This is a genomic window from Paenibacillus koleovorans NBRC 103111 (genome assembly GCF_004000845.1).
GTDB classification, from domain to species: Bacteria; Bacillota; Bacilli; order Paenibacillales; family NBRC-103111; genus Paenibacillus_AA; species Paenibacillus_AA koleovorans.
Map to the genome: position 1 here is coordinate 1 of NZ_BIMA01000040.1, position 24,976 is coordinate 24,976.

General features: G+C 55.4%; 21 protein-coding genes and 1 pseudogene. 16 read left to right on the forward strand and 6 right to left on the reverse strand.

All coding sequences use genetic code 11. The annotated features are described in order from the left end of the window. Positions 1-323 precede the first annotated feature (323 nt). The 4 genes and pseudogenes from PKO02S_RS33890 to PKO02S_RS15045 all read left to right on the forward strand — a co-directional run bounded on the left by PKO02S_RS33890 (position 324) and on the right by PKO02S_RS15045 (position 3,605). Positions 324-1,887: pseudogene (locus PKO02S_RS33890) on the forward strand (spore germination protein). After that, positions 1,884-2,660: a GerAB/ArcD/ProY family transporter gene (locus PKO02S_RS15035; protein WP_164821466.1), complete on the forward strand. Its 777-nt coding sequence runs from the start codon at positions 1,884-1,886 to the stop codon at positions 2,658-2,660. The pseudogene PKO02S_RS33890 and the gene PKO02S_RS15035 overlap by 4 nt, the downstream one beginning before the upstream one ends. A 121-nt stretch (positions 2,661-2,781) precedes the next feature. Then, positions 2,782-3,123 (forward strand): ArsR/SmtB family transcription factor, encoded by a 342-nt coding sequence (locus tag PKO02S_RS15040; protein WP_127584207.1) that lies wholly within the window; start codon positions 2,782-2,784, stop codon positions 3,121-3,123. Positions 3,124-3,125: 2 nt separating this feature from the next. Then, positions 3,126-3,605, forward strand: coding sequence for an SRPBCC family protein (locus PKO02S_RS15045; RefSeq protein WP_127584209.1), 480 nt, complete (start codon positions 3,126-3,128; stop codon positions 3,603-3,605). A gap of 58 nt (positions 3,606-3,663) precedes the next feature. On the opposite strand, the gene PKO02S_RS15050 is transcribed toward PKO02S_RS15045, so the two are convergent. Next, positions 3,664-5,271 (reverse strand): ribonuclease J, encoded by a 1,608-nt coding sequence (locus tag PKO02S_RS15050; RefSeq protein WP_246067038.1) that lies wholly within the window; start codon positions 5,269-5,271, stop codon positions 3,664-3,666. Positions 5,272-5,503: 232 nt separating this feature from the next. Between PKO02S_RS15050 and PKO02S_RS32400 the strand changes: the two genes are divergently transcribed. Then, positions 5,504-5,644, forward strand: coding sequence for a hypothetical protein (locus PKO02S_RS32400; protein ID WP_164821467.1), 141 nt, complete (start codon positions 5,504-5,506; stop codon positions 5,642-5,644). 73 nt (positions 5,645-5,717) lie between these two features. Here PKO02S_RS32400 and PKO02S_RS15055 read toward each other — a convergent pair whose 3' ends face one another. Further along, positions 5,718-6,335 (reverse strand): transmembrane-type terpene cyclase, encoded by a 618-nt coding sequence (locus PKO02S_RS15055; RefSeq protein WP_127584213.1) that lies wholly within the window; start codon positions 6,333-6,335, stop codon positions 5,718-5,720. 185 nt (positions 6,336-6,520) lie between these two features. On the opposite strand from PKO02S_RS15055, the gene PKO02S_RS15060 reads away from it, so the two are divergent. Together PKO02S_RS15060 and PKO02S_RS15065 are read left to right on the forward strand one after the other, a co-directional pair. Beyond that, positions 6,521-7,762, forward strand: a complete 1,242-nt coding sequence (locus PKO02S_RS15060) for an MFS transporter (RefSeq protein WP_127584289.1) — start codon at positions 6,521-6,523, stop codon at positions 7,760-7,762. 17 nt (positions 7,763-7,779) lie between these two features. Continuing rightward, positions 7,780-8,070: a hypothetical protein gene (locus tag PKO02S_RS15065; protein ID WP_127584215.1), complete on the forward strand. Its 291-nt coding sequence runs from the start codon at positions 7,780-7,782 to the stop codon at positions 8,068-8,070. A 484-nt stretch (positions 8,071-8,554) separates the two neighbouring features. Here PKO02S_RS15065 and PKO02S_RS15070 read toward each other — a convergent pair whose 3' ends face one another. From PKO02S_RS15070 to PKO02S_RS15085, 4 genes are all read right to left on the reverse strand, one after another. After that, a complete protein-coding gene (locus PKO02S_RS15070) occupies positions 8,555-9,586 on the reverse strand; it encodes a succinylglutamate desuccinylase/aspartoacylase family protein (RefSeq protein WP_127584217.1) in 1,032 nt (343 codons plus the stop codon). Between the two features lie 36 nt (positions 9,587-9,622). After that, the gene (locus tag PKO02S_RS15075) at positions 9,623-10,396 is read right to left on the reverse strand and encodes an MBL fold metallo-hydrolase (RefSeq protein WP_164821468.1); all 774 of its coding nucleotides are present in this window, start codon (positions 10,394-10,396) and stop codon (positions 9,623-9,625) included. Next, complete coding sequence (locus tag PKO02S_RS15080) at positions 10,351-11,355, reverse strand: Gfo/Idh/MocA family protein (protein ID WP_127584221.1); 1,005 nt, start codon at positions 11,353-11,355, stop codon at positions 10,351-10,353. The genes PKO02S_RS15075 and PKO02S_RS15080 overlap by 46 nt, the downstream gene beginning before the upstream one ends. A 69-nt stretch (positions 11,356-11,424) precedes the next feature. Further along, positions 11,425-12,510, reverse strand: coding sequence for a threonine synthase (locus PKO02S_RS15085; protein WP_127584223.1), 1,086 nt, complete (start codon positions 12,508-12,510; stop codon positions 11,425-11,427). 214 nt (positions 12,511-12,724) lie between these two features. Here PKO02S_RS15085 and PKO02S_RS15090 point away from each other — a divergent pair, with 214 nt between their 5' ends. The 9 genes from PKO02S_RS15090 to PKO02S_RS15130 all read left to right on the forward strand — a co-directional run bounded on the left by PKO02S_RS15090 (position 12,725) and on the right by PKO02S_RS15130 (position 24,949). Then, positions 12,725-13,921 (forward strand): hypothetical protein, encoded by a 1,197-nt coding sequence (locus PKO02S_RS15090; RefSeq protein ID WP_127584225.1) that lies wholly within the window; start codon positions 12,725-12,727, stop codon positions 13,919-13,921. 18 nt (positions 13,922-13,939) lie between these two features. Then, a complete protein-coding gene (locus PKO02S_RS15095) occupies positions 13,940-14,692 on the forward strand; it encodes an SDR family NAD(P)-dependent oxidoreductase (protein ID WP_127584227.1) in 753 nt (250 codons plus the stop codon). 66 nt (positions 14,693-14,758) lie between these two features. Continuing rightward, positions 14,759-15,523, forward strand: coding sequence for an IclR family transcriptional regulator (locus tag PKO02S_RS15100; protein ID WP_246067035.1), 765 nt, complete (start codon positions 14,759-14,761; stop codon positions 15,521-15,523). Between the two features lie 92 nt (positions 15,524-15,615). Beyond that, the gene (locus PKO02S_RS15105; protein ID WP_164821469.1) at positions 15,616-16,857 is read left to right on the forward strand and encodes an MGH1-like glycoside hydrolase domain-containing protein; all 1,242 of its coding nucleotides are present in this window, start codon (positions 15,616-15,618) and stop codon (positions 16,855-16,857) included. A gap of 6 nt (positions 16,858-16,863) precedes the next feature. Further along, positions 16,864-18,489, forward strand: coding sequence for a response regulator (locus tag PKO02S_RS15110; RefSeq protein WP_127584233.1), 1,626 nt, complete (start codon positions 16,864-16,866; stop codon positions 18,487-18,489). Next, on the forward strand, positions 18,464-21,229 hold the full coding sequence (locus tag PKO02S_RS15115; RefSeq protein WP_127584235.1) for a cache domain-containing sensor histidine kinase: 2,766 nt from the start codon (positions 18,464-18,466) through the stop codon (positions 21,227-21,229). Before PKO02S_RS15110 ends, PKO02S_RS15115 begins: the two co-directional genes overlap by 26 nt. 132 nt (positions 21,230-21,361) lie before the next feature. Further along, positions 21,362-23,080 carry a type 2 periplasmic-binding domain-containing protein gene (locus PKO02S_RS15120; RefSeq protein ID WP_127584237.1) on the forward strand — a complete coding sequence of 573 codons (1,719 nt, stop codon included), beginning with the start codon at positions 21,362-21,364 and terminating at the stop codon, positions 23,078-23,080. A gap of 79 nt (positions 23,081-23,159) precedes the next feature. Beyond that, complete coding sequence (locus tag PKO02S_RS15125) at positions 23,160-24,035, forward strand: ABC transporter permease (protein WP_246067036.1); 876 nt, start codon at positions 23,160-23,162, stop codon at positions 24,033-24,035. Between the two features lie 2 nt (positions 24,036-24,037). Continuing rightward, on the forward strand, positions 24,038-24,949 hold the full coding sequence (locus PKO02S_RS15130) for a carbohydrate ABC transporter permease (RefSeq protein WP_127584241.1): 912 nt from the start codon (positions 24,038-24,040) through the stop codon (positions 24,947-24,949). Positions 24,950-24,976 lie beyond the last annotated feature (27 nt).

Here is a 24,976-nt window from a genome sequence, read left to right on the forward strand (position 1 = left end):
GATCTTCCCTGATGGTTTTTCTTATTTACAAATCGGCGACAACCTCGCTAAACCATGTCTACATCGTCCGTCTACACTGTTCCTGGGACCCAAACCAACTCAAAAGCAGGAAGGGATGAACATGAAATCATGAAAACAACCCCATTTTGGTTGGGCCGGGCTTATACTAAGCATCACGATGCTTGCGGTATCGGCTTGAACAGCCGGACCGGATCCGGGGGTGCGGATTCTGAACGCTCCTCCTCCAACTCGGCCCTAGAAGCTCATAATCTCTCAGATCGAGGGCATGCTAGTTGGAACGAATTGGTGTGAAGGTGACAAAAATGGGAATCCTCCAAAACCTGTTCAATCGCAAACGAAAGCGGACCGACGGTCCAGACAACCATAAGCCTGTGACACCCCCGCATGAGCGGCTGTCCCATCGGCTCGAGTCCAACTTGAACACAATCTGGACGTCGTTCGGGAACAGCACGGATTTGGTAGCGGCGGAGCTCCGCCTGGAGCGGCCGAATATTACGCTTCGACTAGGCTATATGTATCTCTCCGGGATGGCCGATTCCTCCACCGTCCAAGAGAAGGTGAAGGAAGCGCTGTTGCAAGATTGGAACACGCTGTTGGATCAACCGGCGGAAGCGGTCCGGAAACAGCCGATGGAATGGCTTGCCAACCAAATTCCTGCGGTCATCGCCAAGAAGCGAATTGCCGATTTCTCCGATGTCTTCAAATGTATGCTGGCGGGTGACACCGTCCTGCTGCTCGATGGAGCGGACATGGGTCTGGTTGCAGATACCGCGGGGGACAACTGTCGCTCCATTGAGGAGCCGAACACCCAATCGGTCGTGCGCGGGCCGAGAGACGGATTTACGGAGTCGATGGACATGAACGTCGCCTTGCTCCGCAAACGCATTCGTTCTCATGACCTGTGGCTCGAGTCGTCTACCATCGGCGTCGTGACGCAGACGCGAGTCGGCTATCTCTATCTCCATGGTATAGCCAACGATAAAATCGTCGAGGAAGTCCGCCTCCGGCTATCGCGCATCGACATCGACGGCATTCTGGAGAGCGGCAATATCGAGGAGCTGATCCAGGACGAGACGTTCACTCCGTTCCCGACCATGTACAACAGCGAGCGGCCCCGATGTAATCGCAGCCGGGCTGCTGGAAGGCCGGATTGCCATCGTTGTCGACGGCACACCGTTCGTACTCCTGGTCCCCGCGCTGTTCGTCCAGTTCATGCAGTCCGCTGAAGACTATTACCAGCGGGCCGAATTCGCGAGTTTGATCCGGATCCTGCGATACGTGTGTCTGTTCATCTCGCTGCTGGCTCCGGCGCTCTATATCGCCATCACGACGTTCCACCAAGAGCTGCTGCCGAGCTCGCTCCTGTTCAGCTTGGCGGCTCAACGCGAGGGGATCCCGTTCCCGGCGTTCATCGAAGCGGTCATCATGGAGATAACGTTCGAGATTTTGCGAGAAGCCGGCGTTCGATTGCCCAAGACTGTCGGGCAAGCCGTATCCATCGTGGGGGCGCTTGTAATCGGGCAGGCGGCGGTAGATGCCGGGCTCGTCTCGCCGGCGATGGTCATCGTTGTGGCCATTACGGCGATCTCCAATTTCGTCATTCCCTCGTTCAGTATGGGGATTTCGATTCGAATATTGAGATTCATCCTCATGATTTTCGCTGCGACATTCGGCTTGTTCGGCGTAACAGTAGGATTACTGGCGATTGTGCAGCATATGGTCAGCCTGCGCTCCTTCGGAGTGCCTTACATGTCACCGGTCGCTCCGTTCGTAGTGGAAGATCAGAAGGATACGATTTTCCGCTTTCCGCTATGGAGTTTGTTCTCTAGGCCCAAATATATCAGCAAGAAAAAGGCGATTTTTTGACGACCCAGGTGCTGACGAACACCCCGATTCACTTCATCCATGTCATCTTTTTGCTGGTCGTGATTATGGGGGTGCGCAGCGGGTTGGAGACATTCACGCGGACGGCTGAAATTTTTTTCCCATGGGCGATGATGTTCTTCCTGATCATGGTTGTGCTGTTGCCGCCCGAGTTCCATTTCAACTTCTTGAGACCGGTGTTCAGTCAAGGAGTAGCACCGATAGTCGAAGCGGCGATCCCTCTGTGGAGCACTCCGTATATGGAATTAATCGTGATGCTCATGTTCCTGCCGTTCGTCTCAAGTGTGGCCAAAGCGCGCAAGGCGTTCTGGATCGGGACCTGCATTGGAGGGGTGTTAATCGCAATCATCTCGGTACTGTCCATTCTGGTGTTAGGCGTCGACTTGACCGCTACCCAGATGTACCCGAGCTATAGTTTGGCGAAAAAAATAAGCATTGGCAACTTTTTGGAACGGGTGGAGGTCGTGATGGCCGGCATCTGGTTCATTACGATTTATTTCAAGCTGACGATCAGTTACTATGCCGGGGTTATGTCGTTCGCAGAAGTGTTCGGCCTGAAGGATACCCGTTCGTTGAACTTGCCGTTCGGCATTCTCTTAATCGTGCTCTCGATCGTCGTTTATCCTGATGTCGCGTACTTCATGAAGTTTGCTTCCAAGATCGATTTTGCCTATTCGATTCCTTACGCTCTGGGGTTTCCGTTGTTGATTTGGCTCGTAGCCGCGATTCGGAAGCTGAAGGACAAGGAAAGATAGAAGTTTCTGTATAAAGAAATTTCCTGATAAAGAAATTTCACTTGAAGGAATATTCCTTATATGGTATATTGAGTTCAAGCAATCGGGATTCAACCACTGTCGGCTTAGAAAGGAGGCTGTCATGGACGCTGCAACGTTACTCGCCATTGCGGAGCCCAATCGGATTAACATCATCGAACTGCTTCGCAACGTAGGGGCGCTGACGCTGGGGGAAATCGCCGGACGTCTCGGGCTGCGCCTGCCGCAATCGTCAAAGCACATGCGTGTGCTGGCGGATGCCGGCATCGTACAAGTGCAAGCCGATGCCAATCGGCGTATATTCCAGCTGCGGCAGGAGCCTTTCATCGAGCTGGACCATTGGGCGAAATCGTTCATCCAGGTGAAGGAAGAACAGTACGACCGATTCGACGCACTACTACAAAAAGTAAAACAACAAAAACTAAACGAACAAAAAGGAGAATGAACATGTCCACTACTATTACAGCCGAACCGGGAACTCAAGAAATCTTAACGAGCCGCGTCTTCGACGCCCCTCGCGATCTCGTCTACTCCGTCTACACCGATCCAACGACGGTTCCCGACTGGTATGGCCCTGCTTACTTGACGACAGTCGTCGACCAGATGGAAGTGAAGAAAGGCGGCGTCTTCCGGTACATCCAGCGCGATCCGAGCGGCGGGGAACATTGCTTCAATGGGGTGTATCACACTTGCAGAGCTTCTGAGCTTCTTGTGCATACGTTTGAATACGAAGGAGCCCCGGATTCCATCGGGCTCGTCACCATCACCTTCGAGGATGCGCCTGGCGGCATGACGAAGCTTACGGAAGTGTCGCTGTTCCCTTCCGTAGAAGTACGCGACGCCGTCGTGAATTCCGGCATGGAAGCAGGCGCGCGCGAGTTGATGGATCGTTTGGCGGCATTGCTTGCCAAGAAGCAAGGCAAATAAGCGGGTGGTATGCAAAAAAAACCGTCCTGGCCCTTTGGGGAGCCGGACGGTTTTTGTTTTAAACTTGAATCATGATCGGTACGATCATCGGTCTTCGTTTCGTCTGCATGTAGAGATATTTGCCCAATACGTCCTTCAGCGTCTGCTTGTATAGTCCGCTCTGGTTCGTGTTTGACTCCAACCAATGATTTACGGTCTTGAGGGTGAGGCGGTTCACTTCCTCCATCAGCTTCTCAGACTCGCGTACATAGACGAATCCCCTGGAAATCACATCCGGCCCGGACAGCAGCTGGTTGTCGTTTTTGCTGAGCGTCACGATCACAATCAGGATACCGTCCTCCGACAGTAGCTTGCGGTCCCGCAGCACGATATTGCCTATGTCGCCGATACCAAGCCCGTCGACCAACGTGTTTCCGGTCGGAACCTTGCGGCTTTGGCTGGCCATGCCGTTCTGAATGTCGACGACATCGCCATTGCTCAGGACGAATATGTTCTCCGTCGCCACTCCAACCGATTGGGCGAGCCAGGAGTGCTGATGCAGCATCCGATATTCTCCGTGGATGGGGATGAAATATTTCGGCCGCATAAGCGTCAGCATCAGCTTCAGCTCCTCCTGGCTCGCATGGCCGGAGACGTGCATGCCGGTCATGCTGCCCGAGCCGTAGACGACTTTCGCGCGCAGCTGGAACAGATTGTCCACGATCCGGGCGACATTGCGCTCATTGCCCGGGATCGGCGTAGCCGCGATAATGACCGTATCGCCGGGCAATATTCCGATCTGCCGGTGGTTGTTGCTCGAGATCCGTGCCAATGCGGCCATCGGCTCTCCTTGGCTGCCGGTGCATAGAATGGCCACTTGCTCGGGAGCGTAATGATCGACCTCGCTCGGGTCGATCAGCATCTCGTCCGGCATGCGCAGGTAGCCGAGATTCAAGGCGATCGTTACCACGTTTACCATGCTTCGGCCGACTAGCGCCAGCCTCCGGTTCGTCTTGAAGGCGGCGTCGATCACCTGCTGGAGCCGATGGACGTTCGAGGCGAAGGTCGAGATGAACAGCTTGCCCGTCGCACGGCGGAACGCTTCCTCGAGATGCTCGCCTACGAGCCGCTCGGACGGCGTAAAGCCGGGACGTTCGGCGTTCGTGCTCTCCGACAGCAGCGCCAGGACGCCGTTGAGTCCGATGTCGGCCATTTTATGAATATCCGAATATTGCTCGTTCACCGGGGTGAGGTCGAACTTGAAGTCGCCGGTGTGCACGACGGTCCCTTCCGGCGTATCGATGACGATGCCCAGGCAATCCGGAATGCTGTGATTGGTAGCGAAAAAGCGCAGCTTTAGCTGTCCCAATGTAAGGCGCGTTTTGGAATCAATCTCATACAGCTCTGTCTTTCGCAGCAGACCGTGTTCGGTAAGCTTGGCTTCGATAAGTCCGACCGTCAGGCGAGTGGCGTAGAGCGGCATGTTCAGCTGCTTGAGAATATAAGGGATGCCGCCGATATGGTCTTCGTGTCCGTGCGTCACAACCATCGCGCGAATTTTGTCCGCGTGTTCGATCAAGTAGCTGATATCAGGCACAATTAGATCGATGCCGAGCAGGTTCTCGTCGGGAAACTTGGAGCCGCAATCGATTACGACCAAGTCGTCGCCGTATTGAATTACATACATGTTTTTGCCAATTTCACTTATCCCGCCTAAGGCAAAGATGGACAGACGCTCATTCGACACTTTCGCTTCCTCCCGGGCTCGGCCAGTTTATCCAGCTTTGGTTTTCCCGCCCGCCGATTCCTATATGCAAAAGAGGAAGCTAGAATATCGTGTCAGTCGCTTGCAGCGCATACGGAGAGCCGATCAGGGAGATCGTAAGGAGGAGTTCGAAACCTGTTGGAGGTGAACCGGCATGCCCAAAGGAAGAAAAAACAACGAAGGCAACAAGTACAATACAAATCCGAATTATGCGGCACAAGTCATCAAAAATCGCGAAGCGCATCCTGCTCAGAACAATCCTCGCGAAGGCGACGATATGCCGCGGCATAATTAATTTTCTCCAAATCACCTCGGCTCGTGGAACGCAGTGGGCTTCCGCGGGTTGAGGTGTTTTTTTTGCGTTCCGATTAGGTTGTGTGCGAGCGTTTGCTAAGCAAATAAATGTAAATGAGATCAAGCAGCAGAATCGAGACATACAGCACATTGAGTAAAAAGTCGTCCGGGTTCAAGCGATAGTAGACGAGCGAGGCGCAGAACGTGCCTAACATTTTGGCGTAGCCGATCAGGACCGACTGTCCGGTTGTACTTTGCGTCAGCACCATGCGAACGAACAGGAGCGACATCATCAGGTTGATGCCGAAGCCGGTGTAGATGCCCGCCGCATCGTCGAAATCCAGCGAAAACCCGACCTGCAGAAGGAAGGCTAGCAGCAGGGAGAAGGACAGTACGATCGCTTTGAAGCGGTTCGACGCCCATAGCCCGTTCTTGGTGTAACGCAGAAACAAATAAAGGATGACGAGGTCGAGCGCGAGCCAGATTGCGGTACCGAGATCGCGCAGCCAGCCGTGGGGGAACACGAACAAATAGATGAACTCCCACATGAGGTTGGCGCATAAGGCGGCGAAGGGTATACCGCAGGTGCGATCGCGAAAGCCTTTCCAGATAATCAGCACATAAGCGAGAGACCAGAATACAAAAATGCCCACTAACAACAGAAACTGAAACGGGGAATCGATGTCCGGCATTATTTCACACCCTTGTACACAGGATTACTAGACGATATGAGGGACGGGCCGTGGATATGAGTAGCGGACTCCGATTCTGTTGCTATCTTCGGCTGATTGACGGATCTGGGGAATGCGAGTATGATAAATCAGTAGTTTAGTAAACTAGTAAATTAGTAAATGAAAAATTGAGGTGAAAAGTGATGTTGTGGAAAAATCGTTATGTGCGGACGATCCTGCTGTCGCGTGTTTTGCTGCAGCTTGGCATCTGGATTCGCAACTTTGCGATTCTGCTTTATGTGACCGAGTGGACGAACGACGATCCGGTTTCGGTATCGCTGATTTCCGTGGCGGAGTTCGCCCCGATCTTTCTGTTCGCGTTGATCGGAGGGACGCTTGCCGACCGTTGGCGGCCGAAGCGGACGATGGTGTGGACCGACGTGCTATCCATGCTGTCAGTGATGGCGGTACTTATCGCGCTGCGCGACGGAGGATGGATTCCTTTATTGGTGGGTTCCTTCGTCTCCGCGAGCTTGTCGCAGCTGTCCCAGCCGTCCGCGATGAAATTGTATAAGCGCCATGTGCCGGAGGAGCAATTGCAAGCGGTGATGGCTATGTCCCAGTCGATGGTTGCGTTTTTTACGGTGTTGGGTCCAGTTGTCGGAGCATTCGTCTATATGAGGTTTGGGATTGACGCATCGCTTGTGGCGACAGCCGTACTGTTCTTTGGTTCCGCTGTGGTGCTGACTATGCTTCCTCGCGATGAGATGCGTGATGTTGCAGGGGCTGGTTGGGCTGGTGCTGGGGGAGGAGGAGGTGCGGCGCAGGTGAGCTTTTGGGAGGAAATGAAGGCGGGGATGCGGTACATTGCGGGCAACCGGGCGCTTCGCACACTGAGCTCTACCTTCGCTGCGGCCGGTCTGGCGGCCGGACTGATCCAGCCGCTGCTCATCTTCATCGTAATGGAGAAGCTGGGGATGGACAAACCTTTTGTACAGTGGGTACTCATGGTGAACGGGGCGGCGATGTTAGTAGGCGGCGGTCTGATCATGGGCATCGCGAAAAAAGTAAGGCCGCAGCATCTATTGGCGATCGGTCTACTGGTGAGTGCCGGGTGTACCGTCGCAGTAGGGGCTTCGTCCTGGATCTGGCTCTCGCTCACGTTGCAGGTGATCAGCGGGTTGTTCTATCCCTGTATCCAGGTGGGCATCCAGACCTTGCTTTTCCGAAACACCGAGGGGGCCTACATCGGCCGTGTCTCCGGCGCGATCACGCCGATTTTTATGGGGATGATGGTGCTGGGGATGTTGGCTGGCGGGTTCTTGAAGGACTGGTTGACGTTATTCCCGGTTTATGTGATGAGCGGAGCGTTGCTGGTGATTGGCGCGCTGCTGCTCTTGCCGCTTCTGGCGGAGAAGCCGGCAGCGAGGCGTGAGCTTGGAGCGTAGAGTGGAGTAGGGTTGGGATGTTGTTAAGGTGGGTTAATTGGCCGTGGTTGAGCAGGAGTTTGCTGCTTGGCTGCGGCTTCGACCAGAAAAAAGCGATGGAACTGGCGAAAGCATACACCAAACAGGAGTTTGGGATGCTGGGGTACTTGGACGGTATAACATTCGTGAACTTTTCGAGCGAGACAACTACAGGGAAAGTGATGTTTCAGGTCTTTAATCCGGGTGCTGGTGGGACTGCCACGATCGATTGGCTGACAGTAGACCTGCAAACCGGCACCGTAACCGCAATGGTTAACATCAGAAAGTGACTGGGAAAAATAAGCTGACGCTATCGTTACTACTTAGGTCTCTGCTCGTCCTCTGAGGAATTTTGTTCAACTCGTGCAAATTGTCACGATCGGATGAATGGATGAAATAGACAGGGAGGCAACCATCAAGACTTTTTCTCGGACACAGATGACCTTGTTTGTTACAAAAGTAGCGGTTTCGTGAGTTTGGCGGACACAGATGAGCTTATTTATCCGTAAAGTGGCGATTTATTCACTTTGGAACTCGAATAAGGGCTCGTGTGTCCGCTAAATGTTCAAAACACGCTGAAAGAAGCACAATAACGAATCTCCTGTCCGCTAAACCTGGCGACCCGGCATTCCTCAACTGCCAGAGCTCTACATAGCCCGCCTCCGACCGCCTCATCTACCAAGTAGACCCATTTATACCCTTCATGCCCACCGCAATCCGTCGCTTCCGCCAAGTAGACCCATTTATAACCTGCAGTTAATTCGTTTGCATGAGTTACGCCTCCGCTCGCGTCAGCATGTAGAGAAAATGGTTTTTGCCGACGCGCGGCGTACCCGTCAGCATGATGACGACGCCGTCGACGCACGCGATGACCGCTTGCTTCTCGGTGCCATCCCAATCGTAGATGGCGCCGATCCGTTCGCCTTCCGCCACGGTGTCCAGCAGCTTCGCTTCCGGGATGAAGAAGCCTTCAACCTCCGATTCGACGGAAAAATCGAAATTCCCGTCGCCGGCGATGCGCCACTTCACCGGCCGAGGAGGACGGGACAGCGCTTCGCGCAAATCGTCCGGAACGGCGCCCGCCGCATCTCCTTCCGGCAAAATGCCGAGATGCCGCATCAGCCGGTAAACCCCTTCGCGGTAATGCAGTTCTTCCTCTTCGCGGATGCGCCGCCCGCCGAAACCTTCCGTGTACATCCACGGCACGCCGAGCTCCGTCGCCGATGTCAACGTGCGACCGGGATTGACCTCCGGATGGGCCCATAGCACCTCCATTCCGAACGCTTCCGCCGCCGTCCGGCTGCGCCGACCGACCTCCGAGCCGTCGTTATGGTAGTAGCCGACGAGCTCGGGAACGGCGTAGTTCGTGCCGCCACTGTGCAGGTCGAGCAGGAAATCGGCGTGGCGGATGAACCGCTCGCGAAGATGATAGGCAAGCCGCTGCGTGATCGTGCCGTTCGGATCGCCGGGGAAAACGCGGGCGAGGTTGCAGCCGTCTTCCGGCGTCGAACGCATGATGCCGTCGTAAGCAAGCATGTTGACGACGGGGACGACGACAACCGTGCCGCGAATATGCGCCGGGTGCAAATCGCGGATCAGCCGGATCGCCGTATGCACGCCTTCGTACTCGTCGCCGTGCACCGCCGCGATGACGAGCAGGGTAGGCCCCGGGGAAGCGCTGCGGACTACATGCACGGGCAGTGTCGTATGCAAGCCGTTATCGTCGCCGAATGTCAGCGTGACACTCGTTTTGGAGCCTGGCGGCAGCGTGCCGAGCTCGAATGCCGCAATATCCATCGATGCCATAACGACATCACCTCCGTTTCATGAAATAGCCTTATACTACACGATGCTAGGCGGACCGCCGGGCAGCCCGAAGGCGGCCAGCGCCTGCGTTAATGCGATTCCGCCGCCGCGCAATACCGGATGCAGATGGCCGGGCAGCAGGACGTCGACGTCGTATTCCGCCAGCAGCCGGATGGAACGCTCCAGCGCCGCCATCGAAAAATCCGGCGACCGCAGCGCCGCGATATGACCGCCTGCGAACACGGTATCACCGCAGAAGAGCGCCTTCAGCTCGGGGCAATAGTAACTCAGCATGTCCGCGCTGTGACCCGGCGTGGCGATCGTTTCCAGCGACAGATCGCCGATTCGCAAGCATTCGCCGGGTTCGATCGGAAGCACCGGGCAGGAGTCGAGCCGGCAATCCGGCGGATAAACACCGGCGATCCGCGCCTCCGCCAGCCCGTTCGCTTCTTCGTCGCCGGCTTCTACAATGGCGGCCGTCAGCGGCGAGGCCACGACGGCGGCGCCGGTTGCGGCGCGCAGGCGCGAAGCGCCGCCGGCATGGTCCTGGTGCGCGTGCGTCAGCAGCACCGTCCGCACGCCGGCGGGGGAGAAGCCGGTTCGTTCCAGCTCTGCAAGCAGCGCCGGGACGCCGTAGCCGGTGCCGCAGTCGACGATGGCTTGCGCTTCCCCGCCGTCAAGCAAATACACGTTGCAGTCGAGCTCATGGCTTGCATTCATGCCGAGCAGACCGCTGCCCAGCATATGGATGCGGTCGCGCAGCTTCATGGCGTCTCCGGCGCAAGCCGCACCGGCAGCCCTTCCGCGCACGAACGCAAGACCGCATCGGTGACGAGGACAACACGCAGGGCGTCTTCCGCAGGCAAGATCGGCGACGTCCGGCGGCCTTCCTGCACGCATTCGATGAAGTGCGCCAATTCGGAATAAAGCGGCCCTTCCAGCTTGCCGTATATGTCGCGCAATCCGTACAGGTAAGGCACTTCGTCACGGGTTTCGGTGCACACGCGCAGCGACCCGTCGGGATGGCCGAACGAAATCACGCCGCCGTCGCCTACGACATGCGTCAACTGGTCCTGGTGAGCCGGCCAGCCGTTTGGCGTCATCCAGTTGCTGTCGATTACGGCAGTCGCTCCATCCGCAAACGTCAGCATCGTCCAGACGAGATCTTCGCCTTCGGCGGAAGACGACGCTTTGGCGTAAACCTCCACCGGCATTTCGCCCATGTACCAGAGCACCTGATCGATGTCGTGGATGCCAAGCGTATAGATCGCGGGAGTCCGTTTATAAATGTGAAAATATTGACGACCGTCGCTGCGCCGCGCATAGATGGAGCGAACGCGGCCGATCGTGCCGTTAGCGATCGCCGTTTTCATCTGCAGGTAGCGCGGGTCGAAGCGGGTGACGTGTCCGACTATCAGCAGCGTGCCGCGTTCGGCTGCCGCGTCGACCATGCGCCGCGCTTCTGCAGGCACCGTCGCAAGCGGCTTCTCGACGAATACGGCGCATCCGGCGGCGATCCCGGCCATTACCGTCTCGGTATGGAGCGTTTCCGGGGTCAATACGACAAGCGCGTCGAGCGTTTCATTTTGCAGCATGAGACCGGGATCCGTATAAGCTTGGCAGCCGAAGTCGGCGGCGATGTGCCGTGCCGTCTCTTCGCGGATATCGCAGACGGCCGTGACGCATGCGCCGGGAATTTGCCGGTAACATTGCAGATGCAATTGAGCGAACCGTCCGAGACCGACGATGCCCAGTCGAACTTCCTTCATGCCGAGTGGCCTCCTTTTTTCGTTGGAAAAGCAGCCGGTCCTCCGGACAGCCTTCGTTTTCCTCGTCGGCTACATGCCGTTCGCTTCGATAAAAGGCACCTGGACGCTCGCGGTCATCTTCTGGATTCGCTGCACATCCTTGAAGCCGGCGCCGGAGATGACGATCACGACGTTGTCCTCTTGGCCGATCATGCCGTCGCGCGCGGCTTGGGCCGCCCCGGCCAGGCCGATGGCGCCGGCCGGTTCGCAGAAGATGCCTTCGTCCGCGGCCAGCCGTTCCTGCCAGTGCCAGGTGTCTTCGTCCTGCAGCGCGTAGGCGTTGCCGCGGCTTTCCTTGAGCGCGGCAAAAACGAGATCGGCGTCGGGCGGACTGGGCACCTGGATGCCCGAAATCAGCGACGTGGAGCCGCCCGGTAGCGGCTTATCCAGCCCCTGCATCCAGGCGTTCGCGAGATTGGCGCAGCCGGCCGACTGGCAAGCTGCCATACGCGGCATCCGGTCGAGCGCGCCATCGGTCTGCAGCTCGGCGAAGCCTTTATGGATCCCGGCGAACAGGCCGCCGCCGCCGACCGGCACGAACACCGCATCAGGTGCGCCGAGCTGCTCGTGAATTTCGAAGGAAATCGTTTTGACCGCCTCCATGGCTAGTGGGGCATAGGCAAAAGCGGTGACTGCAGGCTCCCAGTTGTTCGCTTTTGCTTGGGCCAACACGGTTTCAAACACTTGCGTGCCGATGTGCGGGTCGAACCCCATCCCTTTCACGCGGTACACCTCGGCGCGGTGAACGAGAATTTGCTCCAGCTTGGACGGCACGATATTTTCCTGCACATAAACATGATACGGAATGCCGGCCCGGGCCGCATAGGCGGCAATCGAGGCGCCGGCATTACCGGACGTGGTGCCGATGCATGCGGCTTTGCCGTGCTCGCGCGCAAGCGACAGCATCAGGGCGGCGATGCGGTCCTTGTACGAGCCGGTCGGGTTTAGCGATTCCAGCTTGAAATAAAGATTCGGGATGCCGATCGTCTGCCCAATGCGGCAGCTGCGCACGAGCGGCGCGTTCCCTTCGCCGAGCGTGATGCGATGCTGCTCGGCGATGCGGGGCAGCCGCTCCGCGTACGACCAGATGCCCGTTCCGCGAGTTTGTGCGCTCATCGGTCAAATCTCCGCCACATCACGATCGATCGTGGCCTCTTGGTCATGCGAGTGACTGGTTGGAGCGGGTTCATACAATCACCTCAATCTCACTCATAATAGGGTCTTACCAAAAAAACTAAACGAAAAATGAAGCGCGGTCAACGATTTTTTATACATGTGAATAAATTTTATTGACGTGAATAAAGTTCCTTTTTTATAATGAGGGTAAACTTTGAACGACAGGGGGAAGTCGAATGAATACGTTCCTGCTTCGCCAGTTGACCCGCGATGGAATATCCTCGCTTGCTGCGCCATGAGCACGAAGAAGCGAGTAGCGGCGATTGTTACCGTTTACCGGCCGAACGCCCATGCGGACGTCATCGTAAGCCGGCTGATCGGTGAACTGGGGCACTATCCGCAAGTGAAGCTTGTCTCCCTGTATACCGATCAGGTGCCGGACAACGACCTGAGCCGCGAGCTGGCGGCCCGGCATGGTTTCGCCATTTGCGACACCATTGAGCAAGCGGTTTCGTTCGGAAACCCGGAGCAGCCGATCGACGGCATTGTCGTTATCGGCGAGCACGGAGAGTATCCGTGGAACGAGAAGCGGCAGCACTTGTATCCCCGCCTGCGGTTTATGCAGGAAACGCTGGCGGCACTGGACAAATTCGGCCTTCGGGTGCCGATCTTTCTCGACAAGCATTTTTCCTGCGACGACGGAGCGGCGCGCTGGATCTACGATGAGGTGAAGCGGCGCGGCATTGCGCTGATGGCCGGCTCTTCGATTCCGTACGCGCCTTCCGTTCCTGCGTATGACCCGGCGGTGCTCCGCGGCGTCCGCGACTTGTTTGTCGTCAGCCACGGCGGGCACGAGTCGTACGGCTTCCACGCGATGGAAGTGATGCAGTCTCTGGCCGAGCGGCGAACGGGAGCGGAAACCGGAGTTGCCTCCGTAACGGCGCTGGAAGGGGAAGCCGTGTGGGAAGCGATGGAACGGGGCGAATGGCCGGAAGCGCTCATGCTCCAGGCGCTTGCGGCGCTTCCCGAAGTGCCGGACGGGCACCCGCGCGGCCTGTGCGCCGATCCGGCGCTGTTCGTCGTGGCGTACAAGGACGGCACGAGGGGTTATGTCGCGCAGCTTGACGGCGTTGCCACGCGCTGGTCATATGCCGTTCGTGCGGCGGACGGCACGGCAACGGCGGCGTATTGCGATACCGATACGGAAAGGCCGTATCGCCATTTTGAAACGCTTGTCTGCCTGATCGAAGAGATGGTCACCAAAGGCAAGCCGCCGTGTGCTACCGAACGCCAGTTATTAACGACGCATATGATCAATGCGGCGATGGAGTCGTTGTATGCCAAGCGTCCGATCGCCGTCCCCGAGCTGGGTGTCGCATACGTTCCGGCGGACGAACAACCGCTTCACTGAAAGGGTAGGAGAAACGGCATGAATACGTTGCTTGCGTTGCATCAGAAAGTGATTATCGTCACCGGCGCGCTCGGCAAAGTCGGGTATGCCGCCGTTCGTTTGTTTCTTGAGCGCGGCGCCATCGTGGCGGCCAACGATTGGACGGAGGCCGCCGGACACGAAGGCATGACGGAGCTGCTGCGGCGTTACGGCGAAGACCGGCTGTTGTTCGTACAGGGCAACGCGGGAGACGAAGCGCACGTTGCCGCTCTGTTCGCGGCGATCAGCCGGCGGTTTGGCAGGCTGGACGGCACGTTCCATAACGCCTATCTCCAGAACCGCAAGCCGGTCGACCAATACTCGTTGGAAGAATGGAACCGGCTTATCCACGGCACGCTCGGCTCCGCCTTCCTTGTATGCAAGCACGCCATTCCGCTGCTGCGCGAGTCGGGCGGCGGCTCGATCGTCAATACGTCCTCGGTGCTCGGCGTCAAACCGCGAGCGGGAGAAGGCGGATACGGCACTGCCAAAGCGGGTATCAATTTCCTGACGCAGGTCATCGCGGCGGAGAATGCCTCGTACGGCATTCGCGCCAACGTCATCGTGCCCGGCGACATCAAACTGCCTGCACCCGTATCCGCAGCCAAGGCGGAGGAACTGAAGAAAAAGATTTGGCTCGGCCGCTCTGCGGTGCCGGAAGAGATTTGCGAATTGGCTGCCTTCTTGTTGTCCGATGCCTCTTCGTACATGACCGGATCACTCATTCCGATTGACGGCGGCTTTCAGCTGTAGGGGGTTCCGGTTGGCCGAATCCGAAGGCGTTTGAATGGAATGGTTTCATGAAAGGAGCATCATCTGGTGGAAGCAAAAGGGCATAAAGTGAAATCGGCGGATCGCGTGCTGGATATATTCGAACTGTTCGCCGGCGGGGAGGACACCTACAACTTATCCGAAATTGCGAAAAGCTTGAACATGCCTCCAAGCAGCACGTATTTGCTGTTGCAAAATATGCTTGATCGCGGATATCTGGAAGTCGACAAGTCCGGCAAACAGTTTCGCATCGGCTACAAGCTGTTTACGATTCGCAGCCGCTACATGCAGAATACGAGCCTGATGGGCGAGTTTTTTCATATAGCCGGCAAAATGGCGGAGGAATTGAACGAAACCATATCCATCGCCGTGCGGAACGGCAACAGGCTGCTGTACCTCGGCGAAAAGGTGAGCAGCCAGGCGCTGCGCTATACGCCTGCACCCGGCGAAGCATTCCCGCTGCACGCGACGGCTTCGGGAAAAATATTGCTGGCCGACTTGTCCGGGAAGGAGCTGTCCGCACTGTATCCGCAGGAGGAGCTGGAGCGGATCACCGACAAGACGATTGCCAAGCGCAGCGAACTGCTGCAGGAGCTGGAGAAGGTGCGGCAAACCGGTTATGGCTACAATCTCGGCGAAACGGTGGAAGGCGTTCATTGCATGGCGGGGAAGATCGTCAATGCGGACAACAAGGCAATCGCTTCGATCAGCATCTCGATTCCCGCCGCGCGTATTACCGACGAATTATGGCAACGAGTGCATATCGTCATCAAGCAAGCCTGCGAGGAAATGAGCCACAAGCTGTTCCCATAGCTTGGGCCGCCGAGCCGGCTTGCCGCTGCAGCGAACAACGGCTAGCCGGCTGGATTGCTTTAGTAGTAATCGATTACTTAGGAGGAATTCGATTGTTTGACCGAATGAAGCAAGAAGCCCGCCAACTGGGCAAACCGGAATGGGCGCCCATGCTGCACTATACTGCAGAGCTGCATGAGCGCAGCACCATGCCTCCGGCAGGTCCGTTTGAATACCCTTGGGAAGGAATCGGCACCGGTTATTGTTACGGTCCCGCCTTCGGGCATTGGGATATCGTTCATTCGACCCTGGACGCGATCCCCGTCGAACCGGAGCACGCACGCCACCAACTGCTCAACTTGATTCGGCTGCAAGGCGCGAACGGTCTCGTCCCCGGGGTCATCTGGATGTCGGGTGAGCAGGTCCGATTCAGTATGACGATCGGGCATCCGCCCGTCTGGCCGTTTGCCGTATCCGACTTCTGCGCCGCTCACGGCGACAACGAGCTGATCGCAACCTGCTATGAACCGCTGCTTCGACAAATTTCTTGGTTCGAAAGGGAGCGAGCGGCAGACAACGGCGGGTTCTACTACAAGGATATTTCAACCAGACGCTGGGAAAGCGGCGTGGACGATGGCGTGCGCTTCGACAATGCGACGGTCGGATTGCTTGCTTGCATGGACGCGACCTCCCATGTTTATGCGCTATATGCTTGTGCAGCACAATGGGCAACCATCCTTGGCAGAGTCCAGGATGGCGAGACATTCAACAAGAAGGCGGAAGCGCTGGCCGGCTTCATTCAGCAACGTTTATTCGACGAAGAGACCGGATTTTTTCACGATAGCTGGGCGGTCGGTCATCCGGAGGTGAGGCATTTAAGCTTCGAAGGCATGTGGCCGCTCGTTGTTGGCGCGGCGACGGTTGCGCAGGCCGAACGAGTGATCGAGGAGAACTTGCTCGCGCCGGACAAGTTCTATTCAGCCCATCCGCTGGCAACGGTCGTGCCGGGAGATGGGAAATATGAGCTGCGCATGTGGCGCGGCCCCGCCTGGAATAGCATGACGTACTGGGCGGCGCGCGGCTGCATGTTGTATCGGCGGCACGATGCGGCTAAACGATTGCTGGAAAAGGCGCTGGATGCAACGGCAGCGCAGTTCGACAGAACCGGAACGATCTGGGAGTTCTATCACCCGCATGGCGGCGAGCAAACGGAAGTGGCCCGCAAGCCATATACGGAGTTCAATACTCCTTGCCGCGACTATATCGGTCACAATCCGTTGTTGGCGATGGCGCGCTTGTGGGAAACGGCAAAACGGCAGCTGGAGGAAGGAATTTTAGCATTTCGAAGGGATTGAGCCGCGGTGTATAAGGTGCTGATTGTTGATGACGAGAAGCATGTGCGGGATCGGATGATGCAGACATTTCCATGGGGAGAGCTCGGGTTCGAAGTGACCGGCAGCGTGGAGAACGGCGGCGAGGCGCTGAAGCTGCTGCGCGCCGGTACGCCCGATCTGGTGTGCACCGATATTATGATGCCGGACGTGAACGGCCTGGAGCTGGCGAAGCATATTCATGAACAGCACCCTCGCATCAAAGTAGTGATTTTGAGCGCGTATGACGATTTCAAATATGCACAGGATGCGATACGCTACGGGGTAAAGGGCTATTTGCTGAAGCCGCTGGTGAAAGGAGAGTTCATCGAAGTATTCCGCCGGATGGCCGATGAGCTGGATCGGGATAACCGCGACGAAGGGCAGCTCAATCGACAGGAAGCGCTGCTCATTCGACTGTTGAAGGGAAGCGGGAGGGACGAAGGCGAATGGCAACGGCAAGCTACGGCGTTATTCGGCCCGGCCCGTTACATACGTATTGTGATTTGCGCCGTCGAGCAGTTGGCCGGGACGGAACCGAGCTCGCTTTGGCAACAAGCGATCATGAGGAAGTCGCAGGAGTTCTGGAAGCGTTTGTTTGCTCCCGTCCTGTTTTACGGCAATCACCTGGTCGTTTTCCTCCACGATACGCGGCCCATTTCCAAGCAGGACATCAAGGACCAGTTGCACCGCTTCAAGGAGCGGCTGCACGACGACCTGACGGCTGCCGGTTTGGCTGCCGGCGGCATTACGATTGGCGTCGGCAATGCATACGACGGGATTGAGCACATCGCCAAGTCTTACAACGAAGCGATTTATGCCGGCAGCTTTCAATTTTTCAGGGGAAAAGACGCTGTCATTTTCAAGCAGGATCTGGCCGGCTCATTCGACGGCGTGCGAAAGGCGGATGACGATCGGTTGAACGGCTTGATCGATGAACTTGTCGACAGCGTGTTGACCAGATCGGAGCACGAAGTCGTGAAAGCGCATACAGCCTTTTTTGCGGAAATGGAGCAGTCGGCCTTATACAGCATCCAGGACATCCGGATGAAAAGCAGCGAAGCGTACTTGCTGCTGTTGTTGAAGGCCAAGGAAAAGAAAATCGGTTTGGCAGCGCCGAAGAAGCAGGAGGCGCTGGAAACGATTCAAGGCTTCGGCACCCTGCACGAATTGAAGTTATGGTACCGGCAGGAGCTTGCGGCCTTCTCGAGGGGCAGAGAGGAGTACAAGCCCGTTGAAGGGAACCGCTACATCCTGGCGGCCAAGGATTATGTCGAGAAGCATTATCCGAATAAGGTCCGTTTGGAAGAAATAGCGGAGCAGCTGCACATCAATCCGTCCTATTTCAGCTCCATCTTCAAAAAAGCGACCGGGGAAAATTTTATCGACTATGTCAACGGGGTACGAATCGCCAAAGCGGCGCAGTTCATCTATCAAACCGACCATAAAATCAGCGAGATCTCCATGATGGTCGGATTCGACAATTTCTCGTATTTCAACAAAATATTCAAAAAAAAGACGGGTGTCACCCCGTTGATGTACCGGGCGCAAGGATTGCCCGAGCACCATTGGGAACGCCGGGAGGAAGTTCATGAAGACGCCGAAGATGAAGTTTAAAAACTTTCTGATGGCGTTTTCGCTTGCTGTCGTGCTGTTGTTACTGCTGGTGATCAGCGGCATTTTTTATCTGAAAACCAAAGGTTTTATCGAGCAGAAAATGGAGTTCATCAACGGCATCAAATTAAGCCAGATTTCATCCGATATCGTGGCAAGCTTCGATGATGCCTATAATATGCTGGAAAGCCTCCGCAACAACGAAAGATTGCTGCGCTATGTTCACGGACTGGAATCCGAGCCGGGCAATTCCGTCAGCAAATATTATTTATCCGTGCAATTGAAAAGACTCCTGTTCAACGCCAAAAAAGATAATGGTTTCATCCAAACGATTATCGTGCAGACGGATCGAACGGAATACAGCTCCGACGACAGCTACATGTATACCGGCGAACTGCCGACAGGAACGATGCTGCAGAAAAATATGGGGGACCGGATCAGTCTGGTGTCGGCCGGGGACGCCTATACGTTCTTTTCGCTGAATCGGGACGAGTTAACCGTTCCCGGGCTGCGGGGCGTACTGGACCAGTTGAATCGGCGGATGTTTTTTGCCGGTTCGCTGACCGATCAGCAAGGCGACGCGTACGGCATTGTGTTCATGCTGCTCAATCCGGACTATTTTACACAGAAAATTCCTTATTCCAACGATATCGCCATCGTCGACCGGGACGGGGACTTCGTATATAACGGGCACGAGCTCGCGGCCGATGAAGCGGAAAATTTGCTGCGCAAGGCGAACGCGGACGGGCGGTCGTCCTACTCGCAATCGATGCCCGGCAATAAGCGAATCTGGGTGAAGGATATCGCCTTTAACAATTTCAAGCTGATCGTTGTGGAGCATCTCGATATCGGCAGGAAGCAGCTGCGCCTCATTACCACGCTGACGGCCGGCGTTTTTATCGGCTGCGCGTTGCTTTCTTACATCTTCTCGCGCGCCGTCACCGGACAAGTGCTGAGACCGCTGCACAGGCTGGTCAGACAAATGGAAAACTACGGCCTCTTCGGCGATCGGCTGGCGGTGATCCGCGGGAAAGCGGGAAAAACGCGTCGAATGACCTTGCGCGACCGTTTTTTCGTTTATTTCCTCATGACCCTCCTGTTGCCGTTGCTTATTTATGTCGTCGTGTTCTATTTTCAGTCCATACGCATTGTCGGGAGCGAGATGAGGGCGGCTTATGCCGTCGTGTTCAATCAAACCGCCCATCGGATCGAGTTGTTCCTGAACCAGAAGCTGACCGCGCTCGCTACCTTGTCCTATGACGCGCTGACCAGAGACTATGTGCTGAATCAGCAAGCGCATACGAACGAGGAGCTGCATCAGCTGATGCGCGACAGCGAATATTTGGGCTTGTATAACGATACCGTCAGCATTTACGATACGCGCAACAAGCAGCTGTTTTCGAACCGGAACAAAAAATCGACGGGTTTGGATGAAACGTTGTACACCCAAATGCTGTCCTCCGGGCAGTATCTCCTTTATCACCTGGACACGAACAAGACGGGACCTTCCACCATTCAACTGGGCATTCCGATTTATAACTTCGGCTATGCGTTCGGCAATCAGGAGAAAATCGGGTACATGATACTGGAAATGGACAGCAAGGAGCTGTCGGGCTTGTACGACGACTTCAAGGACGATCAGATCGAAGCATTCCTGCTGGACGACAGCAATGTGATTCTCTCTCACCCCGACAGCACGCTGATTGGCGCAACATCCGCCGCATACAACAACCGCTCCGACGAAGAGCGGTTTATTTTCGCGAGCCGAATGGCGTCGTTGCCCTGGTACTTCATTTCCCGATTCGATTATACGGCAGTCAAAAAACAGACGCTGGACTTGATTTACGACGACATTTATATACTGCTCATTATTTTCCTCCTCGCCTTCGTCTTTTCCTACTTGATGTCGCACTATCTGGTCAAGCCGCTTCAGAAACTCAGCTTCCTGTTTGTAGAAGAACATTTGGCGGACCTGCATCGTCCGGAACATGCGCCTGCATACGGGATCGACGAAGTGGAGCAACTAAACCGCACTTTCAATCGCATGCTCGAACGGATCGAGTCTCTCGTGGAGGAATCCCTGATTGCCAGCGGCAAACGAATCCGCCTGGAATACGAGAAGCGCGAGACGCAAATCATTGCCCTGCAAGCCCAGATCAATCCGCATTTTCTTTACAACACGCTGGAGAACCTGGTTTATCTTGTCGAATCGGGCGAGAAGGATAACGCAGTGGACATGATCCAGTCGCTAAGCCGCTTGTTCCGTTACAGCATCAGTCAGGGGCAGGCCGTCGTCAGCATCGAAGAAGAAATCATGTATGCGCAGGCGTATACCCGGATCATGACCAACCGCTACAAGGAAGACATGAGATGCGTATGGACGATTGAAGAAGAAGCTTTCGCATACATGGTAATCAAGCTGATTTTGCAGCCCGTCATCGAAAATGCGATTCAGCACGGCGTCCGCAAAAAAAAGGATGTCGTTACGATTCGGATCGAGTGCATCGTGTTAGCCGACGTCATTCAATTCCTTGTACGGGACGACGGGCCGGGAGTGTCGCCTTCGCAACTTGCGGACTTGAATCGGCAGCTGGCCGGCAACACGCTGACGAAGGGCGGCATGTTCAATGTCAATACGCGAATTAAGCTCCACTTCGGCAACGATTATGGCTTGCACATGGACAGCGTTGTCAACGAAGGGACGACCGTAACCATTACGCTTCCCCAAAAAAAACGTTTGTAGCGCGTTCGTGCGCGAATCCGGCAAGTTCAAAAGATCGTGTTAGGAACGCTAGAAATCGTCCTATTAAGCGTGATCGTTCTTTTCTATAATGAGTGCGAAACAAGCACTTTATATTGCCGGGGGGATGAAACTTTGAAGAAGCAAATGAAGGTGCCCGTTATATGGTTGTCGGTCTTGGCGCTGACGGCCGGTGTGGCGGGATGTTCGAGTAAGCAGCAGGGAGAGACGACGGCAAGTCCAACGGTCAAGCCGACCGCGACAGCAACGGCCGACAGCATGGCGACATCGCTGAATATCAGTTGGGTAGGGGCGCTTGCGCGGGGCAAGATCGAGAACAACAACTTCGTTCAGAAGCAGTTGGAGAGCAAGTTTAACGTCAAGCTGACCAACAAGCAGATCGATGTCAACAACACGGAGCAGGTCAACCTGATGCTGGCATCCGGCGGGCTTACAGATGTGGCGTATATGATCAGCCAGGATATCAACAAATTGCATGTGAACGGCATGACGCGCACCATTCCGAAGGCGATGATTCAGAAGTATGCGCCGAATTACGCCAAGATGCTGGACGACAATCCGCCGGGATGGAAATTGTCGCTGGCTAGCGGCAAGACGGACGAGTACCTGGCATTGAACGGAATCGGGCTTACCGCTTCCGGGTTGTTATGGGGGCAGGTGTACCGACTGGACTGGATGGAGAAGCTCGGGATCAAGCCGAAGGGGAACCCGGTGGCGATTGGCACTTCCGACGGCCGCGAGCGCGTTTTCTTCACGACGGAAGCGTTTACACTCGAGGAAGAGGAGCAGCTGTTTGCGGCGATGGTCAACCGCGATCCCGACGGCAACGGCAAAAAGGATACGTACGCCTTCAGTCCCAACAACGGTTCGCTGTTATGGTGGGCTGCCAACTATTTGGGGGCATTCGGTCTCGGCAGCGGGAACAATTTGGAAGAGAACGGCAAGCTGGTGGAATATAACATTTCCGAGAAGTACAAGGCGTTCCTGAAGCAAATGGCGGATTGGTACAAAAAAGGATATATTGACCCCGAGTTCCCGACGCTGGATCGCAACAAGGGCTATGAGAAGTTCGCGACCGGTAAAATCGGCAGCGCGCTGTCGCAATATGCCGAAGCCGGGCTTAAGCCGGGAGCGACGATGCAGCGTCCGCCGGGCAATCTGATCACGAAAGATCCGAATGTGAAAATATTGCTCACGCCTCCGCCGATCGGTCCGAACGGCCAACAGGGGGCGGCGGCCTACACGCCGGCTTCGGATTACACGAGCTCGTATCTGGTGATCAAAAAGGATGTTTCCGATGAAAAACTGATCCGCATTTTGCAAATATTCGATTACATCAATTTCGACAAGGAAGGTTTGGTGATGAGCCGCTACGGCAAGGAAGGAACGGACTTCCAGTGGGAAGGAACGCCGTACAAGTCGGCGATCACGCCGATCAACGAAGCGGCGAAAAACCCGGAGCAAGCCGGACTTGGCTATTACAATCATCAGCTGAATACGATCGACATCATGACGTATACGACGCCGCAGGATGTCATGAAGCTGGTCAATGATTATTTCTTCAATAAGGACAAGGGAATGAAGCTGCTGCTCCGTCCTTACAAGTTCGATTTGTTCAAGGAGACCAAATACGGCGATTTGAACACGAAAAACGGGGCGAAGCTCGAGACCGTACGTTCCGAATACACGCTGCAGGCGATCACGGGCGAAATTAACATCGATAGCACCTGGAACAGCTATGTGGAGAAATGGAGAAGCAACGGCGGAAACGAGCTGATGGCGGAACTGGAGAAAGCGCCCAAGGTGTCCGATATTTTAAGCCGCAACAAATAACAAGGGATCGGGGATAAACATGTTGTCAGATGAGAGAAGCGTGAATCGGGGAAGTCAGAACTGGCGGAAAATCAAACAAATGAAGTTGCTGTATGCGATGCTGCTGCTTCCGGTGATTCATCTGTTCATCTTCCAATACATTCCGATGTACGGCGTCATCATCGCTTTCAAGGATTTCAATATCGCCCAGGGGATCTGGGGAAGTCCGTGGAATCGGTTTGAGCATTTCGTAACGCTGTTCAACGACTTTATATTCATTCGCGCCTTGCGAAATACGTTGATCATTTCCGGGTTGAAATTGCTGTTCGGGTTCCCGGCGCCGATCCTGTTCGCTTTGTTGTTGAATGAAATGAAATGGCTGCGGTTCAAGAAGCTGACGCAAAGCGTTTCGTTCCTGCCGCATTTCATGTCGTGGGTCGTCGTCGCCAGCATGCTGATTGAAGTCGTCTCCCCGGAGCGCGGCGTGGTGAATTATATCATCACGCTGTTCGGCGGCGATCCGGTGCACTTCCTGGCAAGCAAGCTGTACTTCATACCGCTAATTATTATCAGTGATATTTGGAAGGAAGTCGGATGGGCTTCTATCATTTATATCGCATCCATCGTATCCATTTCTCCCGACCTCTACGAGGCGGGAGAAATGGACGGCGCGAATCGGTTTCAAAAGGCGTGGTATATTACGATCCCTTCCATTATGCCCGTCATCATCATTATGTTTATTTTGCGCATCAGCCATATTCTCAATGGCGGTTTCGATCAGGTCCTCAATTTGTACAATCCGCTTGTGTACGAGGTGGGCGATATTATCGACACCTATGTGTACCGCGTTGGCCTCGTGCAATTCAAGTTCGATTATTCGGCCGCAGTCGGATTGTTCAAAAACGTAGTCGGGGTGATCTTGCTGGTTGTGACCAATCAAATTGTGCGTAGGCACAGCGAGCACGGGGTGTGGTGACCATGAAAGCCGTATACGCAAACAAAAGAAGCATACGCAGAAGCACAATGTCCGATCGGCTGTTTGCCGGCTGCAACTACTTGCTGATGCTTGGCCTGACCGTTTCGATTCTGTACCCGTTCTGGCAAACGATCGTTCTTTCCTTTACCGGCTCGGACGAGGCGACGACATTGGGCTTTCACTTGTGGTCGCAGGAGTGGAGCCTGGAGGCTTACAAATTTCTGTTTACTTACGATGACATTATCGGCCCTTATATCAATACGGTGATCAGAACCGTTGCCGGAACGGCCATTGGCGTGGCCTTTACTATCATTGCCGCCTATCCGCTGGCGAAGCGCGAGCTGCCCTATCGCAATATGATCACGATCTACTTCCTGATACCGATGTTTTTCGGCGGCGGGTTGATTCCCACGTATTTGCTGATCAAGAGCATCGGGCTGCAAAACAATTTTCTCGTGCTGCTTATTCCGCCGGCAGTCAGCATCTTCAACGTCGTGATCATGCGCAACTATTTTATGACGATCGACAAGACATACGAAGAATCGGCTTTCATGGACGGTGCCAGCTATACCACCTTGCTCATTCGCATCCTGCTGCCGATATCGTTGCCCGTCCTGGTGACGATTGCTTTGTGGGATGCGGTGGCGCATTGGAACGCCTGGTTCGATGCGATGATTTACATCACCGACCGGAACAAGCTGGTCATTCAGGTTGTGCTGCGCGAGATGCTGACAGCCGTCAACGAGCGAGCCAACGATGTGATGGAATATAGCGGTCAGACTCATTACCAGCTTTCGCTCACCAATGTTCGGGCAGCGGTCGTGCTCCTCTCGATTGGACCGATCGTACTCGTCTATCCGTACATCCAGAAATACTTTGTCAAAGGAATTACGTTAGGCTCTCTGAAAGGCTGATGGAAAAACCAAATTGACATGTGAAGG

Bases quoted from the DNA above. Each gene is read 5' to 3' on its own strand.
- PKO02S_RS15040 (WP_127584207.1), top strand. From the start codon at position 2,782: ATGGACGCTGCAACGTTACTCGCCATTGCGGAGCCCAATCGGATTAAC.
- PKO02S_RS15045 (WP_127584209.1), top strand. From the start codon at position 3,126: ATGTCCACTACTATTACAGCCGAACCGGGAACTCAAGAAATCTTAACG.
- PKO02S_RS15050 (WP_246067038.1), bottom strand. From the start codon at position 5,271: ATGTATGTAATTCAATACGGCGACGACTTGGTCGTAATCGATTGCGGC.
- PKO02S_RS32400 (WP_164821467.1), top strand. From the start codon at position 5,504: ATGCCCAAAGGAAGAAAAAACAACGAAGGCAACAAGTACAATACAAAT.
- PKO02S_RS15055 (WP_127584213.1), bottom strand. From the start codon at position 6,335: ATGCCGGACATCGATTCCCCGTTTCAGTTTCTGTTGTTAGTGGGCATT.
- PKO02S_RS15065 (WP_127584215.1), top strand. From the start codon at position 7,780: ATGTTGTTAAGGTGGGTTAATTGGCCGTGGTTGAGCAGGAGTTTGCTG.
- PKO02S_RS15070 (WP_127584217.1), bottom strand. From the start codon at position 9,586: ATGGCATCGATGGATATTGCGGCATTCGAGCTCGGCACGCTGCCGCCA.
- PKO02S_RS15080 (WP_127584221.1), bottom strand. From the start codon at position 11,355: ATGAAGGAAGTTCGACTGGGCATCGTCGGTCTCGGACGGTTCGCTCAA.
- PKO02S_RS15085 (WP_127584223.1), bottom strand. From the start codon at position 12,510: ATGAGCGCACAAACTCGCGGAACGGGCATCTGGTCGTACGCGGAGCGG.
- PKO02S_RS15095 (WP_127584227.1), top strand. From the start codon at position 13,940: ATGAATACGTTGCTTGCGTTGCATCAGAAAGTGATTATCGTCACCGGC.
- PKO02S_RS15115 (WP_127584235.1), top strand. From the start codon at position 18,464: ATGAAGACGCCGAAGATGAAGTTTAAAAACTTTCTGATGGCGTTTTCG.
- PKO02S_RS15125 (WP_246067036.1), top strand. From the start codon at position 23,160: ATGAAGTTGCTGTATGCGATGCTGCTGCTTCCGGTGATTCATCTGTTC.
- PKO02S_RS15130 (WP_127584241.1), top strand. From the start codon at position 24,038: ATGAAAGCCGTATACGCAAACAAAAGAAGCATACGCAGAAGCACAATG.